Origin of the sequence: Pseudomonas sp. BNK-45 (assembly GCF_047456255.1) — a bacterium.
Lineage (GTDB): Bacteria > Pseudomonadota > Gammaproteobacteria > Pseudomonadales > Pseudomonadaceae > Aquipseudomonas.
Genome location: NZ_CP179909.1, coordinates 1,015,901 through 1,032,134, shown reverse-complemented (window position 1 = coordinate 1,032,134; position 16,234 = coordinate 1,015,901). Strand labels below are relative to the sequence as shown.

The 16,234-nt window shown below is 63.0% G+C and carries 17 protein-coding genes; 13 read left to right on the top strand and 4 right to left on the bottom strand.

Features of this window, described 5'->3' with window-relative positions; translation table 11 throughout:
• Positions 1-19: 19 nt before the first annotated feature.
• The gene (gene pyrE, locus ACMGG8_RS04700) at positions 20-664 is read right to left on the bottom strand and encodes an orotate phosphoribosyltransferase (RefSeq protein ID WP_414159246.1); all 645 of its coding nucleotides are present in this window, start codon (positions 662-664) and stop codon (positions 20-22) included.
• An 81-nt stretch (positions 665-745) separates the two neighbouring features.
• On the opposite strand from pyrE, the gene ACMGG8_RS04695 reads away from it, so the two are divergent.
• Positions 746-1,525, top strand: coding sequence for an exodeoxyribonuclease III (locus ACMGG8_RS04695; RefSeq protein ID WP_011064227.1), 780 nt, complete (start codon positions 746-748; stop codon positions 1,523-1,525).
• 61 nt (positions 1,526-1,586) lie between these two features.
• On the opposite strand, the gene ACMGG8_RS04690 is transcribed toward ACMGG8_RS04695, so the two are convergent.
• Both ACMGG8_RS04690 and rph read right to left on the bottom strand, forming a co-directional pair.
• Positions 1,587-1,955: a DUF4870 domain-containing protein gene (locus ACMGG8_RS04690; RefSeq protein ID WP_016964144.1), complete on the bottom strand. Its 369-nt coding sequence runs from the start codon at positions 1,953-1,955 to the stop codon at positions 1,587-1,589.
• 30 nt (positions 1,956-1,985) lie between these two features.
• Positions 1,986-2,708, bottom strand: coding sequence for a ribonuclease PH (gene rph, locus ACMGG8_RS04685; RefSeq protein ID WP_016964145.1), 723 nt, complete (start codon positions 2,706-2,708; stop codon positions 1,986-1,988).
• A gap of 270 nt (positions 2,709-2,978) precedes the next feature.
• On the opposite strand from rph, the gene ACMGG8_RS04680 reads away from it, so the two are divergent.
• The 6 genes from ACMGG8_RS04680 (at position 2,979) to ACMGG8_RS04655 (ending at position 8,269) form a co-directional block, all read left to right on the top strand.
• Positions 2,979-3,842, top strand: a complete 864-nt coding sequence (locus ACMGG8_RS04680; protein WP_414159245.1) for a YicC/YloC family endoribonuclease — start codon at positions 2,979-2,981, stop codon at positions 3,840-3,842.
• Between the two features lie 10 nt (positions 3,843-3,852).
• Positions 3,853-4,473 (top strand): guanylate kinase, encoded by a 621-nt coding sequence (gene gmk / locus ACMGG8_RS04675; protein WP_016964147.1) that lies wholly within the window; start codon positions 3,853-3,855, stop codon positions 4,471-4,473.
• Positions 4,474-4,641: 168 nt separating this feature from the next.
• Entirely contained in the window at positions 4,642-4,905 is a 264-nt protein-coding gene (gene rpoZ / locus ACMGG8_RS04670) for a DNA-directed RNA polymerase subunit omega (protein ID WP_007921129.1), read from the top strand.
• Positions 4,906-4,962: 57 nt separating this feature from the next.
• On the top strand, positions 4,963-7,068 hold the full coding sequence (gene spoT, locus ACMGG8_RS04665; RefSeq protein ID WP_060841721.1) for a bifunctional GTP diphosphokinase/guanosine-3',5'-bis pyrophosphate 3'-pyrophosphohydrolase: 2,106 nt from the start codon (positions 4,963-4,965) through the stop codon (positions 7,066-7,068).
• A gap of 24 nt (positions 7,069-7,092) precedes the next feature.
• Positions 7,093-7,473 carry a RidA family protein gene (locus ACMGG8_RS04660; RefSeq protein ID WP_047306620.1) on the top strand — a complete coding sequence of 127 codons (381 nt, stop codon included), beginning with the start codon at positions 7,093-7,095 and terminating at the stop codon, positions 7,471-7,473.
• A gap of 55 nt (positions 7,474-7,528) precedes the next feature.
• On the top strand, positions 7,529-8,269 hold the full coding sequence (locus tag ACMGG8_RS04655; RefSeq protein ID WP_060841722.1) for a hypothetical protein: 741 nt from the start codon (positions 7,529-7,531) through the stop codon (positions 8,267-8,269).
• Positions 8,270-8,311: 42 nt separating this feature from the next.
• Here ACMGG8_RS04655 and ACMGG8_RS04650 read toward each other — a convergent pair whose 3' ends face one another.
• Positions 8,312-9,169 (bottom strand): SDR family oxidoreductase, encoded by an 858-nt coding sequence (locus ACMGG8_RS04650; RefSeq protein ID WP_414159244.1) that lies wholly within the window; start codon positions 9,167-9,169, stop codon positions 8,312-8,314.
• A 189-nt stretch (positions 9,170-9,358) separates the two neighbouring features.
• On the opposite strand from ACMGG8_RS04650, the gene exbB reads away from it, so the two are divergent.
• The 6 genes from exbB to ACMGG8_RS04620 all read left to right on the top strand — a co-directional run bounded on the left by exbB (position 9,359) and on the right by ACMGG8_RS04620 (position 16,188).
• On the top strand, positions 9,359-10,369 hold the full coding sequence (exbB, locus tag ACMGG8_RS04645) for a tonB-system energizer ExbB (RefSeq protein WP_414159243.1): 1,011 nt from the start codon (positions 9,359-9,361) through the stop codon (positions 10,367-10,369).
• Between the two features lie 6 nt (positions 10,370-10,375).
• Entirely contained in the window at positions 10,376-10,804 is a 429-nt protein-coding gene (gene exbD / locus ACMGG8_RS04640) for a TonB system transport protein ExbD (protein ID WP_016963705.1), read from the top strand.
• A complete protein-coding gene (locus tag ACMGG8_RS04635) occupies positions 10,801-11,553 on the top strand; it encodes an energy transducer TonB (RefSeq protein WP_060844965.1) in 753 nt (250 codons plus the stop codon). The genes exbD and ACMGG8_RS04635 overlap by 4 nt, the downstream gene beginning before the upstream one ends.
• A gap of 149 nt (positions 11,554-11,702) precedes the next feature.
• Positions 11,703-12,623, top strand: coding sequence for a hydrogen peroxide-inducible genes activator (locus ACMGG8_RS04630; protein ID WP_016963703.1), 921 nt, complete (start codon positions 11,703-11,705; stop codon positions 12,621-12,623).
• A 9-nt stretch (positions 12,624-12,632) separates the two neighbouring features.
• Positions 12,633-14,708 (top strand): ATP-dependent DNA helicase RecG, encoded by a 2,076-nt coding sequence (gene recG / locus ACMGG8_RS04625; protein WP_414159242.1) that lies wholly within the window; start codon positions 12,633-12,635, stop codon positions 14,706-14,708.
• Between the two features lie 79 nt (positions 14,709-14,787).
• Positions 14,788-16,188: an aminoacyl-tRNA deacylase and HDOD domain-containing protein gene (locus tag ACMGG8_RS04620; protein ID WP_060841727.1), complete on the top strand. Its 1,401-nt coding sequence runs from the start codon at positions 14,788-14,790 to the stop codon at positions 16,186-16,188.
• Positions 16,189-16,234: the final 46 nt, after the last annotated feature.

Below are 16,234 nucleotides of genomic sequence, written 5' to 3'. Positions count from 1 at the left end.
AGGAGCCGGCTCCTACAGGTCAGATGCCGTATTGCGCGCGGTAGGCTTCCACTGCGGGAAGATGTTGCTTGAGCGCCGGATCGTCTGCCAGGAACTGCAGGACCTGGGTCAGGGAAACGATGCTCACCACGGGAATACCGAAGTCACGCTCGACTTCCTGGATCGCCGACAGCTCGCCGTTGCCGCGCTCCTGGCGGTTCAGGGCAATCAATACCCCGGCCGCCTTGGCGCCTTCCTGGGACTCGATGATCTGCATCACCTCGCGAATAGCAGTGCCTGCGGTGATCACGTCATCAATGATCAGCACATCGCCGGTCAATGGCGCGCCTACCAGGCTGCCACCTTCGCCATGCGCCTTGGCTTCCTTGCGGTTGAAGCACCAAGGCAGATCGCGCTGATGATGCTCAGCCAGAGCAACGGCCGTAGCCGCCGCCAGAGGAATGCCTTTATAGGCCGGGCCAAACAGCACATCGAAGGGAATGCCGCTTTCGATGATCGCCGCGGCATAGAAACGCCCCAGCTGGGCCAGGGCCGAACCGCTGTTGAACAGGCCGGCATTGAAGAAGTAAGGGCTGGTACGCCCGGACTTCAGGGTGAACTCACCGAAGCGCAAAACCCCGCGATCGATGGCAAAACGAATGAAATCGCGCTGATACGCCTGCATGAAAAAACCCCAGATACCACGGATTTAGCTAATTAGGTAGAGCTCGGGTATCATACACGCACGTGATTTTTGGGGCCATTTATGCGGATCATCAGTGTGAACGTCAATGGTATTCAGGCTGCAGTGGAGCGTGGTTTGCTCAGTTGGCTGCAGGCACAGAATGCCGACGTCATCTGCCTGCAGGACACCCGCGCCTCTGCCTTTGAACTGGACGACCCAGCCTTCCAACTGGATGGCTACTTCCTTTATGCCTGCGATGCTGAAGTCCCTGCCCAAGGCGGCGTGGCTTTGTATTCGCGGTTGCAGCCGAAGGCGGTCATCAGCGGCCTCGGCTTCGAGACAGCCGATCGTTACGGGCGCTACCTGCAAGCCGATTTCGACAAGGTCAGCATCGCGACCTTGCTGCTTCCATCAGGGCAGAACGGCGATGAAGACTTGAACCAGAAGTTCAAGCTAATGGACGACTTCGCCCGTTATCTGGATAAACAGCGGCGCAAACGTCGCGAGTACATCTATTGTGGCTCGCTGTACGTGGCGCAACAAAAGCTGGATATCAAGAACTGGCGTGACAGCCAGCAATCTCCAGGCTTCCTGGCACCCGAGCGTGCCTGGATGGACGAGATCATTGGCAACATGGGCTATGTCGACGCGCTGCGCGAAGTCAGCCGCGAAGGCGATCAGTACAGCTGGTGGCCGGACAACGAACAGGCTGAGATGCTCAACCTGGGCTGGCGCTTTGACTACCAGCTGCTGACTCCTGGCCTGCGCCGCTTTGTCCGTAGCGCTCGCTTGCCGCGTCAGCCACGCTTCTCACAGCACGCACCACTGATCGTGGACTATGACTGGACGCTGACCATCTAAGCGTCTTTTCAGAGCCACAAAAAAGCCGACAGCGATGTCGGCTTTTTTGTGGCTGCCCACCCTACTTGATCAGGCGCCAGGTAAAGGGATACCGATACGGCACACCCTCACCCGCCTTGACCCCACCAATGATGGTCAGCACCAGGGCGCCAATCGCCAGCAGGCCGAACATAAAGAAACCGATGACCACGATCATCAGCAGGAAGCAGACCGCTGACGCAATGGCGACCGTCAGCTGGAAGTTCAGCGCCTCCTTGCCCTGGGCATCGATAAAGGGATCCGTCTCGCGCTTCATCTGCCAAAGAATCAGCGGCCCGATCAGCGTACCGAAGGGAACCCAGATCCCCAGCAAGGCAGACAGGTGACAAAACATCGCCCATTGCCGGACTTCATGGCTCGGCGCAGGTTGTGGCAGTTGCTCATCACTCATGGTGCTCTCCTTGCTGAAGACCGGCGCCCATCAATCGGCGAGTGCCGCCTGCTGCAGTTGGAAAATCTCGTTCATGCCTTGCTGGGCCAGGGCCAGCATCGCATTCAGTTCGGCCGGCTGGAACGGCGCGCCCTCGGCAGTACCCTGCACTTCGATGAAACCGCCAGTGCTGGTCATGACGACATTGAGGTCGGTTTCAGCGGCCGAGTCTTCCAGATAATCCAGGTCCAGGACCGGCTCACCTTGGTACATGCCCACCGATACTGCAGCAATCATCTGCTTCAATGGATCGCCGCCTTTCAGGCCGCCGCGCTTCTTGATCACTTTCAAGGCGTCGACCAGCGCCACCATCGCGCCAGTGATCGACGCGGTACGGGTGCCGCCATCAGCCTGGATCACATCGCAGTCGACATACAGGGTGATGTCGCCCAGCTTGGACATGTCCAGTGCGGCGCGCAGGGAGCGACCGATCAGGCGCTGGATCTCCAGGGTGCGGCCGCCTTGCTTGCCACGGCTGGCTTCACGCTGGTTACGTTCGCCGGTGGACCGCGGCAGCATGCCGTATTCGGCCGTCAACCAGCCTTGACCCTGGCCCTTGAGGAAGCGCGGTACGCCATTCTCGACGCTGACCGTGCAGATCACTTTGGTATCACCGAACTCGACCAGTACAGATCCCTCGGCGTGTTTGGTGTAGTTGCGGGTAATGCGGATCGAGCGGAGCTGATCGGCAGCGCGACCACTTGGACGTTTCATAGGGAAATACCTGTACGAGGACGGAAAACTGCCGGGCATTATAAAGCCCGCAACCGCGCCAGGGCACGCCTAAAAAGGCCAAAGGCGCATTTGTGCCTCAGATTGATCCTGTTGCGACGACCTGCGCCCCATTGTCTGCAGCAGGGTTTGGGGACGCCTGCCGCACTGCGCTACAATCCTGCGCCTTCGCCGCCTACCGGCTTTAATTCATCTATCAGGCCTGCTCAGCCCGCTTGCGGTTGGCGTCGGCACTGAATCGGAGGTACCTCCATGGTGCATAGCATGACCGCCTTCGCACGGGTCGAACAGGCCGGAACCCGGGGCACGCTGAGCTGGGAGTTGCGCTCGGTCAACAGCCGTTACCTGGAGCCGCACCTGCGGTTGCCGGAAGCCTTCCGCGACCTTGAAGGCGCAGTCCGCGAAGCACTGCGCCAGGGTTTGTCCCGGGGCAAAGTCGAATGCACCCTGCGCTTCACCGAGGAAACCACCGGCAAGCCATTGCAGGTCGACCGTGAGCGCGCAGCACAGCTGGTCGCGGCGGCCGAGACGGTTGCCAGCCTGATCAAGCAGCCGGCAGCCCTGAACCCACTGGAAGTCCTGGCCTGGCCCGGTGTACTGGTGGCCGACGCCAGTGACCCGCAAGCCTTGAACAGCGATGCCTTGGCCCTGTTCAACCAGGGCCTGAAGGAATTGAAGAGCGGTCGCGAACGCGAGGGCGCCGAACTGGCCCGACTGATCAACGAGCGCCTGTCCGCCATGAAGGAAGACGTGGCGACACTGCGCGAGCTGGTTCCGCAGATGCTCGCGACCCAGCGCCAGAAAGTCCTCGACCGTTTCGCCGACATGCAGGTCGAGCTGGACCCGACCCGTCTCGAGCAGGAGATGGTCCTGCTGGCACAGAAAAGCGACGTCGCCGAAGAACTGGATCGCCTGAGCACCCACATCATCGAAGTACGTCGCGTGCTCAAGTCCGGCGGCGCTGCCGGTCGGCGCCTGGACTTCCTGATGCAAGAGCTCAACCGCGAAGCCAATACCCTGGGCTCCAAGGCCTTCGACCCACGCAGCACTCAGGCTGCGGTCAACCTCAAGGTGTTGATCGAGCAGATGCGCGAACAAGTGCAGAACATTGAGTAAGGCAACTGACATGACCCACAGCACCGGCACCCTGTACATCATTTCCGCCCCATCGGGCGCAGGCAAAAGCAGCCTGGTCAAGGCTCTGACCGACGCCAACCCGGAGATCCGCGTCTCGATCTCCCACACCACCCGCGCCATGCGCCCGGGCGAAGTGAATGGCGTGAACTATCACTTCGTCGAACGCAGCGAGTTCGTGAAGATGATCGAGCATGGCGACTTTCTGGAGCGCGCCGAAGTCTTCGGCAACCTCTATGGCACCTCGCAAAGCCACCTGCAGCAGACCCTGGACGAAGGTCACGACCTGATCCTGGAAATCGACTGGCAAGGCGCCGAGCAGGTGCGCAAGTTGATGCCACAGGCGCGTTCGATCTTCATCCTGCCGCCATCCTTGCAGGCCTTGCACCAGCGCCTGACCAACCGCGGGCAAGACAGCGACGAGATCATCGAAGGGCGGATGCGCGAAGCCGTCAGCGAAATGAGCCACTACGTCGACTACGACTACCTGATCATCAACGACGATTTCGCCCACGCGCTGGACGACCTGAAGGCCATTTTCCGCTCCAATCAACTGCAGCAGAAACGTCAGCAGCAGCGTTTCGGCAAGTTGCTGGCTGAACTGCTGGGCTAAAACAGCACTTCCCAAAACCGCTGCAAGCGCTTTACATTGGCACTTGCAGCGCGTTGAAGAGCTTGGTCAAAAAATCAGCGCTTCCCTAAACGCTGGTGATTTTTTAAACTGTTGAGTCCGCTCGCCCATCCGGGCAGCGCGCATATTGCATTTGCTACGAGGAAGACCATGGCCCGCGTAACCGTTGAAGACTGTCTAGAACACGTGGATAACCGCTTTGAGCTGGTCATGCTCTCTACCAAGCGTGCCCGTCAACTGGCAACCGGCGGCAAAGAGCCGAAAGTAGCATGGGAAAACGACAAGCCTACCGTTGTCGCCCTGCGCGAAATCGCTGAAGGCCTGATCGACTATGCAGCCATCGCCGAAGCCGAAATCGTTGAAGACGAGCCGCTTTTTGCTGCTTTCGAGGACGAGTCCAACGAGGCCGTCTGAGCCTATGCCTGGTCGACGTAGCACGGCGCGGGATCACAGCTTACGGCAGGAGACATCATGCCGAGCATAGACGCCCTCGCCGATCGCTTATCGACCTATCTCGGCACGGACCAGGTCAATCTGGTCCGCCGAGCGTATTTCTACGCCGAACAAGCCCATGACGGTCAGCGCCGTCGCAGCGGCGAGGCGTACGTCACGCACCCACTCGCGGTAGCGAACATTCTTGCCGACATGCACATGGACCATCAGAGCCTGATGGCCGCGATGCTGCATGACGTGATCGAAGACACCGGCATCGCCAAGGAAGCGCTCAGCGCGCAGTTTGGTGAAACCGTGGCCGAACTCGTGGACGGGGTCAGCAAACTGACCCAGATGAACTTCGAGACCAAGGCCGAAGCCCAAGCGGAAAACTTCCAGAAAATGGCCATGGCCATGGCTCGCGATATTCGCGTGATCCTGGTCAAGCTGGCCGACCGCCTGCACAACATGCGCACCCTGGAAGTGCTCTCCGGCGAGAAACGCCGGCGGATCGCCAAGGAAACCCTGGAGATCTACGCCCCCATCGCCAATCGCCTGGGCATGCACAGCATCCGTATCGAATTCGAAGACCTGGGCTTCAAGGCGATGCACCCGATGCGTTCCGCGCGGATCTACCAGGCGGTCAAGCGCGCTCGGGGCAATCGCAAGGAAATCGTCAACAAGATCGAAGAATCCCTCAGCCACTGCCTGGCCATCGACGGCATCCAGGGCGAGGTCAGCGGTCGCCAGAAGCACCTGTACGGCATCTACAAGAAAATGCGCGGCAAACGCCGGGCCTTCAACGAGATCATGGACGTCTATGCGTTCCGCATCATCGTCGACAAGGTAGACACCTGCTACCGGGTACTTGGCGCTGTGCACAATCTGTACAAGCCGCTGCCGGGACGCTTCAAGGACTACATCGCCATTCCCAAGGCCAACGGCTATCAGTCGCTGCATACCACGCTGTTCGGCATGCACGGAGTACCGATCGAGATCCAGATCCGTACCCGGGAAATGGAAGAAATGGCCAATAACGGTATCGCCGCCCACTGGCTGTACAAATCCAGTGGCGACGAACAGCCCAAAGGCACCCACGCCCGCGCCCGCCAATGGGTCAAGGGCGTCCTGGAAATGCAACAGCGCGCCGGCAACTCCCTGGAATTCATCGAGAGCGTGAAGATCGACCTGTTCCCGGACGAGGTCTACGTGTTCACGCCCAAAGGCCGGATCATGGAGCTGCCCAAAGGCTCCACCGCCGTGGACTTCGCCTACGCGGTGCACACCGACGTGGGCAACAGCTGCATCGCCTGCCGGATCAACCGCCGCCTGGCACCGCTGTCGGAACCCCTGCAAAGCGGCTCCACCGTGGAAATCGTCAGCGCCCCGGGGGCACGCCCCAATCCGGCCTGGCTGAATTTCGTGGTCACCGGCAAGGCCCGCACCCACATTCGTCACGCCCTCAAGCTGCAGCGCCGCTCCGAATCCATCAGCCTCGGCGAACGCCTGCTGAACAAGGTGCTCAACGGTTTCGACAGCTCGCTGGAAAAAATCCCGACCGAACGTATCCAGGCCATCCTCCAGGAATACCGCCTGGAACTGATCGAAGACCTGCTGGAAGACATCGGCCTGGGCAATCGCATGGCCTACGTCGTGGCCCGACGCCTGCTGGGTGAAGGCGAACAGCTGCCAAGCCCGGAAGGCCCGCTGGCGATCCGCGGCACCGAAGGCCTGGTGCTGAGCTACGCCAAATGCTGCACGCCGATCCCTGGCGACCCGATCGTCGGCCACCTGTCCGCTGGCAAAGGGATGGTGGTGCACCTGGACAACTGCCGCAATATCAGCGAAATCCGCCACAACCCGGAAAAATGCATCCAGCTGTCCTGGGCCAAGGATGTCACTGGCGAGTTCAACGTCGAACTGCGCGTCGAGCTGGAACACCAGCGCGGCTTGATCGCGCTGCTGGCCAGCAGCGTCAACGCCGCCGACGGCAACATCGAGAAAATCAGCATGGACGAACGCGATGGTCGCATCAGCGTGGTCCAACTGGTGGTCAGCGTGCACGACCGCGTGCACCTGGCCCGCGTGATCAAGAAACTGCGCGCCCTGACCGGGGTCATCCGCATCACCCGCATGCGCGCGTAGCCCGTACATTACAAGGAGTCATTCATGACCAAGACCGTTATCACCAGCGAAAAGGCCCCGGCCGCCATCGGCACCTACTCCCAGGCCATCAAGGCGGGCAACACCGTCTACATGTCGGGCCAGATTCCCCTCGATCCAAAAACCATGGAACTGGTGGAAGGCTTCGAAGCCCAGACCGTCCAGGTCTTCGAGAACCTCAAGTCGGTAGCCGAGGCCGCTGGCGGTTCGTTCAAGGACATCGTCAAGCTGAACATCTTCCTCACCGACCTGAGCCACTTCGCCAAGGTCAACGAGATCATGGGCAAGTACTTCCAGCAGCCTTACCCAGCCCGCGCCGCCATTGGCGTGGCAGCCCTGCCCAAGGGCGCACAGGTTGAAATGGATGCCATTCTGGTCATCGAGTAACACCCGCGGCGCAGCTCTTCAGGCTGCGCCGTTTTCGTTCTGAAAGGATTTCGTCATGCGCCAAGCGCTAGCTGTTTCGCTGCTCGCCGTATTGCTCGGCGGTTGTGCCAGCGACCCCGCCAAAAACGATGTCGGCGGCATCTGGATCAATCAGGTAGCGATCGACGCAGCCTCCAAGGGCGGCCCTTTGCGTGAAGCCCTCCAGGCTTACGGCCCGAACCTGGAATGGGAACTCAACACCAAGGCAGGCCAGGCCCGCTACACCAATGGTTTCGAGACCATCGAAGGCAAGATCGTCAACGACGGTTCAAATACTGCAAAGGTCGAGTTCTATGGCAGCGCCGCCACGGAGCTGAAACGCAACGGCAAGCAATTGCTGCAAGTGGCCAACGACAACGAACCCGAACAGGTATTCGTCCCGCCCAAGGACCCGGCACCTGAAGGCGCGCCACTGGGCGCCAACTTCGAGCGCGCGCTGTACTCGGCCTACCTGGGCGGCACATGGAAAATCGTCAGCGGTCCGGGACTGGGCAACGAAGTCCAGTTCCAGGCCAACGGCGCCGTGCAAGGCCTGCCGGGAGCCGATCGCTACGCCCTGTGCCTGGCGGGCGACTGCGCTTCCATGAGCGGCGGCAACGACAGCATCTGGTTGCAGCTCAATGGCCAGGGCAATTCCTGGATCTTCGTGCGCAAGGACCAGCAGCTGGAGATCTTCCAGGCGGTGAACAGCGCACTGGCGGATGAAGTGCCGTCGCTGATGCCAGGCAACCAGCAATGGCTGCTGCAAAAGCAATGACCCGGAGGTAGCCGCTGCCAACCGCAGCGGCTACGGTCCGATTCAGCCTTGCGCCTGAAGAATCGCCGCATAGCCCTGTCGATAACTCAGATAACGCGGCACCCAGCCCAACGCCCGGGCCCGGGCATTGCTGCAGCGCTTGCTACCGGTGCGGCGCACGCTGGCATCATCCGCCCACTCGGTCACACCCAGGTATTCACGCAGCCAGCCGACCACTTCCGCCAGCGGCGCGGGCGCGTCATCGACCCCGATATAGCAATCATCCAGCGCGGTGCCGCGACGGTCCGCCTCAAGCAGGAACGCCAGCAGGCCCGCCGCATCGTCGGCATGAATGCGATTGCCATACAACGGCGGATCAATCGCCACCCGATACCCGCGCCGCACCTGGGTCAGCAACCATTCACGGCCCGGCCCGTAGATGCCGGTCAGGCGCACCCGCGTTGCAGGCAGCCCACTGTTCAAGGCCACCTGCTCGGCTTCCAGCATCAAACGGCCCGAGTAGCCGCTCGCCAGGGCCGGCGAATTCTCATCGACCCATTCACCGCCCTTCTGCTCGTAGACACTGCTGCTGGAGACGAACAACAGGCGCTTGGGCTGCTGGCCATGCTGCTTGAGCCAGCTCAGCACATGCTGCAGGCCCTCGACATAGGCCGCGCGATACCCGGCTTCGTCATGCTCGGTGGCCGCCGCGCAGTACACCAGATAATCCAGGGGCGCCTGTGGCCAGTCCATCGGGCATTGTTCGCTGAACAGGTCTCCGGCGACGCCAATCACTCCCTGAGGCAGGCGCGATATCGTGCGGCGCAAGCCATAAACCCGCCATTGCTCAGCCAGCAGTTGAGTCGCCAGGCGACTCCCGACATCACCGCAACCGGCGATCAAAACAGAGGGGGAGGACATCAGAAAACTCCTTTCAGAAAGGCCAAGACTAGCCTCGGCTTTGGATGAACGGCTAGAAATCGAGGAAAAATAGTTACTGTATTACTTTTGTTAACAAGAATTAATTGCAATAATAACCGCCCAATTGTTCTCGGCCCAGCGAGGCCTAGAAGGACATTCAACCCTTTCCTCCTCTCAGGTCCGGCCAGCATGACAAGCAATCCACTCTCCGCCTCGCCAACCAAACGCCCAAGCCCACTGCGCGCCGCAAGCGCGGTTGCTGCGCTGCTGTGCAGCCTGCTGCTGGCTCCGACCGCAGCCTTCGCCGACCAGCACGCGCCGGCCACCGCGCCGGCCACCGCGCCGGCCGCCAGCGCTCCAGCCGCCGAACACCCTCAGACTGACCCGGCAGCCCCCCTGGCCACTGCGCCAGCCACCGATCCGGCCCAGGCCGAAGGCCTTCCGGTAGCGGGCCAGGACACCCCCGAAGTCCTCGAAGCCGACAACAGCCTGGGCATGGCCCATGACCTGTCGCCCTGGGGCATGTACCAGAACGCCGACATCATCGTGAAACTGGTGATGATTGGCCTGGCCATCGCCTCGATCATCACCTGGACCATCTGGATCGCCAAAGGCTTCGAACTGCTGGGCGCCAAGCGTCGCCTGCGCGGTGAAATCGCTGCCCTGAAAAAGGCCACCACTCTCAAAGAGGCCAGCGCCACGGCCGCCAAGGAGGGCACCCTCGCCCACCTGCTGGTCCACGACGCCCTGGAAGAAATGCGCCTGTCGGCAAACAGCCGTGAGAAAGAAGGCATCAAGGAGCGGGTCAGCTTCCGTCTTGAGCGCCTGGTGGCTGCCTGCGGTCGCAACATGAGCAGCGGCACCGGCGTGCTCGCCACCATCGGTTCCACCGCGCCATTCGTCGGTCTGTTCGGCACCGTGTGGGGCATCATGAACAGCTTCATCGGCATCGCCAAGACCCAGACCACCAACCTCGCCGTGGTAGCCCCAGGCATCGCCGAAGCCCTGCTGGCCACCGCCCTGGGTCTGGTTGCAGCGATCCCGGCGGTCGTGATCTACAACGTCTTCGCTCGCTCCATCACCGGCTACCGCGCCCAGGTGGCCGATGCCTCGGCAGAAGTCCTGCTGCTGGTCAGCCGCGACCTGGACCACCAGCCAGCCGAGCGCTCCGCACAACCGCACATGGTGAAAGTGGGGTAATCAGCCATGGGCTTGCATTTGAAAGAAGGCGCAGGCGACGACCTGGCCGAAAACCACGAAATCAACGTCACGCCGTTCATCGACGTGATGCTGGTATTGCTGATCATCTTCATGGTGGCCGCCCCGCTGGCCACCGTGGACATCAAGGTCGACCTTCCCGCCTCCAGCGCCAAACCGGCGCCGCGTCCGGAAAAACCGGTATTCCTCAGCGTCAAGGCCGACCAGCGCCTGTTCATCGGCGAAGAGGAAGTCAAGGCCGAGACCCTGGGTGCCATTCTCGACGCCCGCACCCAAGGCAAGAAGGACACGACCATCTTCTTCCAGGCCGACAAGGGCGTGAACTACGGCGATCTGATGAGCGTCATGGACAACCTGCGGGCCGCCGGCTACCTGAAAGTCGGCCTGGTCGGACTTGAGACGGCAGCCAAGAAATGATCACGACGCGCCAAAGACTGACGCGTTACAGCGGTAGCCTGGCGGTGGTGCTGGGTGTCCATGCGCTGGCGATCCTCCTCGCCCTCAACTGGTCCAAACCACAACCAATACCCATTCCGCCCCAGGCCATGGTGGTGGAACTGGCGCCTGCCCCTGTGCCGCCTCCGCCGGCACCACCGAAAGTGGTGACCCCGCCGCAACCGCCTGCGCCGGTGGAAGAACTGCCGCTGCCCAAGCTCGCCGAAGCGCCGAAACCGACTATTTCGGTGCCCAAGCCGGCCAAGCCGAAGCCCAAGCCACAACCGCCAAAACCGGTGGTCAAGCCCGAGCCGCCCAAGGAAAAGCCTTCCGAGGAAAAGCCCAGCGACGCCCCGGTCACACCCGCCCCGTCCCAGCAGCCCGCCCCCGCGACTGCAGGCCCGTCACCGGCCCAGGCGGCCGCCAAGGCCAACTGGCAGGGACTGGTGCAGGCGCATCTGGCCAAGCACAAGCGCTACCCGAGCGAGGCTCAACGTCGAGGCAAGGAAGGCACCAACTCCCTGCGCTTCGTGGTTGATGCCGAAGGCAAGGTGCTGTCCTACGAGCTGATCAGCCGTTCGGGCAATGCGGATCTGGACCGGGCCACCCTGGACATGATCCGTCGCGCACAGACTCTGCCCAAGCCGCCGGCCGACATGCTCACCAATGGCACCGTGGAAGTCACCGCGCCCTTCAACTACGAAATCGACAGAAGCCGCGGCCGCCGCTGATACCCCGCCAGGGCACCTGCAAAGGTGCCCTAGGCGTTTGTGCAGCCCGAAGCAGGCATTGGCGGGTGTCGCATTCCACCCTCCGTCTGATAACGTGCGTCTATCGATTGCAGCCGTTATGCTTGGCCGCATCCTCATGGACGCCCGCTATGACCCTCACAGAATTACGCTACATCGTCACCCTCGCCCAAGAGCAGCACTTCGGCCACGCCGCCGAGCGTTGCCATGTCAGCCAGCCGACCCTCTCGGTGGGCGTGAAAAAGCTTGAAGACGAACTCGGTGTGCTGATTTTCGAGCGCAGCAAGAGTGCGGTGCGCCTGACCCCGGTCGGCGAAACCATCGTCGCCCAGGCACAGAAGGTCCTGGAACAGGCCCAGGGCATCCGTGAACTGGCCCAGGCCGGCAAGAACCAGCTGACCGCGCCGCTCAAGGTGGGCGCCATCTATACCGTCGGTCCCTACCTGTTCCCGCACCTGATTCCCCAGCTGCACCGGGTCGCGCCGCAGATGCCGCTGTATATCGAAGAGAACTTCACCCACGTACTGCGGGACAAGCTGCGCAATGGCGAGCTGGACGCGATCATCATCGCCCTGCCGTTCAATGAAGCCGATGTCCTGACCCTGCCGCTGTACGACGAGCCCTTCTACGTGCTGATGCCCAGCGGCCACTCCTGGACCAAGAAGGAAACCATCGACGCCAACCTGCTCAACGACAAGAGCCTGTTGCTACTGGGCGAGGGCCACTGCTTCCGCGACCAGGTGCTGGAGGCCTGCCCGACCCTGACCAAGGGCAACGACGGCGCCAAGCACACCACCGTGGAATCCAGCTCCCTGGAGACCATCCGCCACATGGTCGCCTCCGGCCTGGGCATCTCGATCCTGCCGCTGTCGGCAGTGGACAGCCATCACTACGCCCCCGGGGTGATCGAAGTGCGCCCACTGACCCCGCCGGTACCGTTTCGCACCGTAGCCATCGCCTGGCGCGCCAGCTTCCCGCGGCCCAAGGCCATCGAGATCCTCGCCGACTCGATCCGCCTGTGCTCGGTGGCCAAGCCGCCCGCCGCGAGCTAAGCAAGCGCAATGACTGAGCTGTCGAAAGTGCCGGTCACGGCACTCAAGGGCGTCGGCGAAGCCATGGCCGAGAAGCTGGCCAAGGTCGGCCTGGAAAACCTTCAGGACGTGCTGTTCCACCTGCCCCTGCGTTACCAGGACCGTACCCGCGTGGTGCCGATCGGCGCCCTGCGCCCGGGCCAGGATGCCGTGATCGAAGGCACCGTCAGCGGTGCCGACGTGGTCATGGGCAAGCGCCGCAGCCTGCTGGTGCGCCTGCAGGATGGCACCGGCGGCCTGAGCCTGCGCTTCTACCATTTCAGCAATGCCCAGAAAGACGGCCTGAAGCGCGGCACTCGCGTGCGCTGCTACGGCGAAGCCCGGCCCGGGGCCTCGGGCCTGGAGATCTACCACCCGGAATACCGCGCCATCAGTGGCGACGAACCGCCGCCGGTGGACCAGACCCTGACCCCCATCTACCCGCTGACCGAGGGCCTGACCCAGCAGCGCCTGCGCCTGCTCTGCCAGCAGAGCCTGGCCCTGCTCGGCCCCCGCAGCCTGCCGGACTGGCTGCCGGAGGAACTGGCCCGGGACTATCAACTGGCGCCCCTGGACGATGCGATCCGCTACCTGCATCACCCGCCGGCAGACGCCGATGTCGATGAGCTGGCCCTCGGGCACCACTGGGCCCAGCACCGCCTGGCGTTCGAGGAACTGCTGACCCACCAGCTGTCCCAGCAACGCCTGCGCGACAGCCTGCGCTCCCAGCGCGCCCCAGTGCTGCCGCTGGCCCGGAACCTGCCGGCCAAATACCTGAAGAACCTCGGCTTCGCTCCCACGGGCGCGCAACAACGGGTCGGCAACGAAATCGCCTACGACCTGAGCCAGCCGGAACCCATGCTGCGCCTGATCCAGGGCGACGTCGGCGCCGGCAAGACCGTGGTCGCCGCCCTCGCCGCCCTGCAGGCCCTGGAAGCCGGTTACCAGGTGGCGCTGATGGCGCCCACCGAGATCCTCGCCGAGCAGCACTTCATTACCTTCAAGCGCTGGCTCGAACCCCTGGGCCTGGAAGTCGCCTGGCTGGCGGGCAAGCTCAAGGGCAAGAACCGCGCGGCAGCCCTGAAACAGATCGCCGGCGGCGCGCCCATGGTGGTGGGAACCCACGCCCTGTTCCAGGACGAGGTGCAATTCAAGAACCTGGCCCTGGTGATCATCGACGAACAGCACCGCTTCGGCGTCCAGCAGCGCCTGGCCCTGCGCCAGAAAGGCGTCGGCGGCCGCCTGTGCCCGCACCAGCTGATCATGACCGCCACTCCGATTCCGCGAACCCTGGCGATGAGCGCCTACGCCGACCTGGACACCTCGATCCTCGACGAACTGCCCCCGGGTCGCACGCCGGTCAATACCGTGCTGGTCACCGACAGCCGCCGCGTCGAGGTGATCGAACGGGTGCGCGCCGCCTGCGCCGAAGGGCGCCAGGCCTACTGGGTCTGCACCCTGATCGAAGAATCCGAGGAGCTCACCTGCCAGGCCGCCGAAACCACCTTCGAAGACCTCTCCAGCGCCCTGGGCGAACTGCGGGTGGGGCTGATCCACGGCCGCATGAAACCGGCGGAGAAAGCCGCGGTGATGGCCGAGTTCAAGGCCGGCAACCTGCAACTGCTGGTGGCCACCACGGTGATCGAAGTCGGGGTCGACGTGCCCAATGCGAGCCTGATGATCATCGAGAACCCGGAACGCCTGGGCCTGGCACAGCTGCACCAGCTGCGCGGCCGGGTCGGGCGCGGCAGCGCCGCCAGCCACTGCGTGCTGCTCTACCATCCACCGCTTTCACAAATCGGTCGCCAGCGCCTGGGCATCATGCGTGAGACCAACGACGGTTTCGTCATCGCCGAAAAGGACCTGGAACTGCGCGGCCCCGGGGAAATGCTCGGCACCCGCCAGACCGGTCTCTTGCAGTTCAAGGTCGCCGACCTGATGCGCGACGCCGACCTGCTGCCTGCGGTACGCGATGCCGCGCAGGCTCTGCTGGAGCGCTGGCCGGACCACGTCAGCCCGTTGCTGGAACGCTGGCTGCGCCATGGCCAGCAATACGGCCAAGTGTGAACCACCACTCAGTTAGTGAACCCTCGCCATAACCAAGCTGGTTATACTCGTCAAATTGTAGAAAAACGGATACCAGACCATGACAGAAGTTGCCCTCGACATTGCAACCCCACACGCTCCGTCTGTTATCCGGTTGCTGCTCGGCAAGCTGGCCATCAGCTACAACGAAGTGCTCGACCAGCCGGGCCTGCCGGCTGCGCGCAAGGTCCAGGCGGTGCTGCTGGACGACGCCGTCGGCGCGCTGATGGTGCTGTTCCCGCAGAGCCAGCTACTGGACCTCAACCGCCTCGCCGAACTCACCGGCCGCCGCCTCACCGCCGTGTCCACCGAGCGCCTGGAGCGCATGCTCGGCAAGCACAGCCTGAGCCTGTTGCCCGGCCTGCCGGCGCTGACCAGCTCGCCGTGCCTGTATGAAGAAAGCCTGCTGCGCGAACCCAGCCTGCTGATCAATTCCGGCGAGCCCGGCGTGCTGCTGGAGATCACCAGCGAAGCCTTCAAGAGCATGCTCAACAAAGCCAGTGCCGGGCATTTCGGCGAGCCCCTGAGCAGCATCCGCCCCAACCTCGACCGCCCGGACGACGACCGCGAGGAAATCACCCAGGCCATGCAGGCGTTCACCGCGCGGCGCATCCAGCAGCGCCTGGAAGCCACCATCGAGATCCCGCCGCTGGCGGAAACCGCGCAGAAGATCATCAAGCTGCGGGTCGATCCCAATGCCACCATCGACGACATCACCGGCGTGGTGGAAACCGACCCGGCCCTGGCCGCGCAGGTCGTGAGCTGGGCGGCCTCGCCCTACTACGCCTCGCCGGGCAAGATCCGCTCGGTGGAAGACGCCATCGTCCGTGTGCTGGGCTTCGATCTGGTGATCAACCTGGCGCTGGGGCTGGCCCTGGGCAAGACCCTGAGCCTGCCCAAGGACCAGCCGCAACACGCCACGCCCTACTGGCAGCAATCGATCTACACCGCCGCGGTGATCGAGGGTCTGACCCGCGCCATGCCCCGCGCCCAGCGCCCGGAAGCCGGCCTGACCTACCTCGCCGGCCTGCTGCACAACTTCGGCTACCTGCTGCTGGCCCACGTGTTCCCACCGCACTTCTCGCTGATCTGCCGGCACCTGGAGGTCAACCCGCACCTGTGCCACAGCTATGTCGAGCAGCACCTGCTGGGCATCAGTCGCGAACAGATCGGCTCCTGGCTGATGCGCTACTGGGACATGCCGGACGAGCTGTCCACCGCCCTGCGCTTCCAGCACGACCCGAGCTACGACGGCGCCTTCGCCGAATACCCCAACCTGGTGTGCCTGGCGGTGCGCCTGCTGCGCAGCCGGGGCATCGGTTCCGGCCCCCACGAAGAGATCCCCGACGCCCTGTTCGAGCGCCTGGGCCTGAGCCGTGACAAGGCCGAAGACGTGGTGAGCAAAGTGCTGGAAGCGGAAGTACTGCTGCGGGAACTGGCGTCGCAATTCAGCCAGGCCTGAGCCCCTTCGGCGGTCAGTCGGCTCCTGCGCAGCACCGAGGAGCCGG

Coding starts and splice junctions, on each gene's coding strand:
- rph (WP_016964145.1), bottom strand. CDS start 2,708: ATGAAACGTCCAAGTGGTCGCGCTGCCGATCAGCTCCGCTCGATCCGC.
- ACMGG8_RS04635 (WP_060844965.1), top strand. CDS start 10,801: ATGATCACGACGCGCCAAAGACTGACGCGTTACAGCGGTAGCCTGGCG.
- ACMGG8_RS04660 (WP_047306620.1), top strand. CDS start 7,093: ATGACCAAGACCGTTATCACCAGCGAAAAGGCCCCGGCCGCCATCGGC.
- ACMGG8_RS04695 (WP_011064227.1), top strand. CDS start 746: ATGCGGATCATCAGTGTGAACGTCAATGGTATTCAGGCTGCAGTGGAG.
- exbD (WP_016963705.1), top strand. CDS start 10,376: ATGGGCTTGCATTTGAAAGAAGGCGCAGGCGACGACCTGGCCGAAAAC.
- pyrE (WP_414159246.1), bottom strand. CDS start 664: ATGCAGGCGTATCAGCGCGATTTCATTCGTTTTGCCATCGATCGCGGG.
- ACMGG8_RS04680 (WP_414159245.1), top strand. CDS start 2,979: ATGGTGCATAGCATGACCGCCTTCGCACGGGTCGAACAGGCCGGAACC.
- rpoZ (WP_007921129.1), top strand. CDS start 4,642: ATGGCCCGCGTAACCGTTGAAGACTGTCTAGAACACGTGGATAACCGC.
- spoT (WP_060841721.1), top strand. CDS start 4,963: ATGCCGAGCATAGACGCCCTCGCCGATCGCTTATCGACCTATCTCGGC.
- gmk (WP_016964147.1), top strand. CDS start 3,853: ATGACCCACAGCACCGGCACCCTGTACATCATTTCCGCCCCATCGGGC.
- ACMGG8_RS04620 (WP_060841727.1), top strand. CDS start 14,788: ATGACAGAAGTTGCCCTCGACATTGCAACCCCACACGCTCCGTCTGTT.
- exbB (WP_414159243.1), top strand. CDS start 9,359: ATGACAAGCAATCCACTCTCCGCCTCGCCAACCAAACGCCCAAGCCCA.
- ACMGG8_RS04655 (WP_060841722.1), top strand. CDS start 7,529: ATGCGCCAAGCGCTAGCTGTTTCGCTGCTCGCCGTATTGCTCGGCGGT.
- recG (WP_414159242.1), top strand. CDS start 12,633: ATGACTGAGCTGTCGAAAGTGCCGGTCACGGCACTCAAGGGCGTCGGC.
- ACMGG8_RS04690 (WP_016964144.1), bottom strand. CDS start 1,955: ATGAGTGATGAGCAACTGCCACAACCTGCGCCGAGCCATGAAGTCCGG.
- ACMGG8_RS04630 (WP_016963703.1), top strand. CDS start 11,703: ATGACCCTCACAGAATTACGCTACATCGTCACCCTCGCCCAAGAGCAG.
- ACMGG8_RS04650 (WP_414159244.1), bottom strand. CDS start 9,169: ATGTCCTCCCCCTCTGTTTTGATCGCCGGTTGCGGTGATGTCGGGAGT.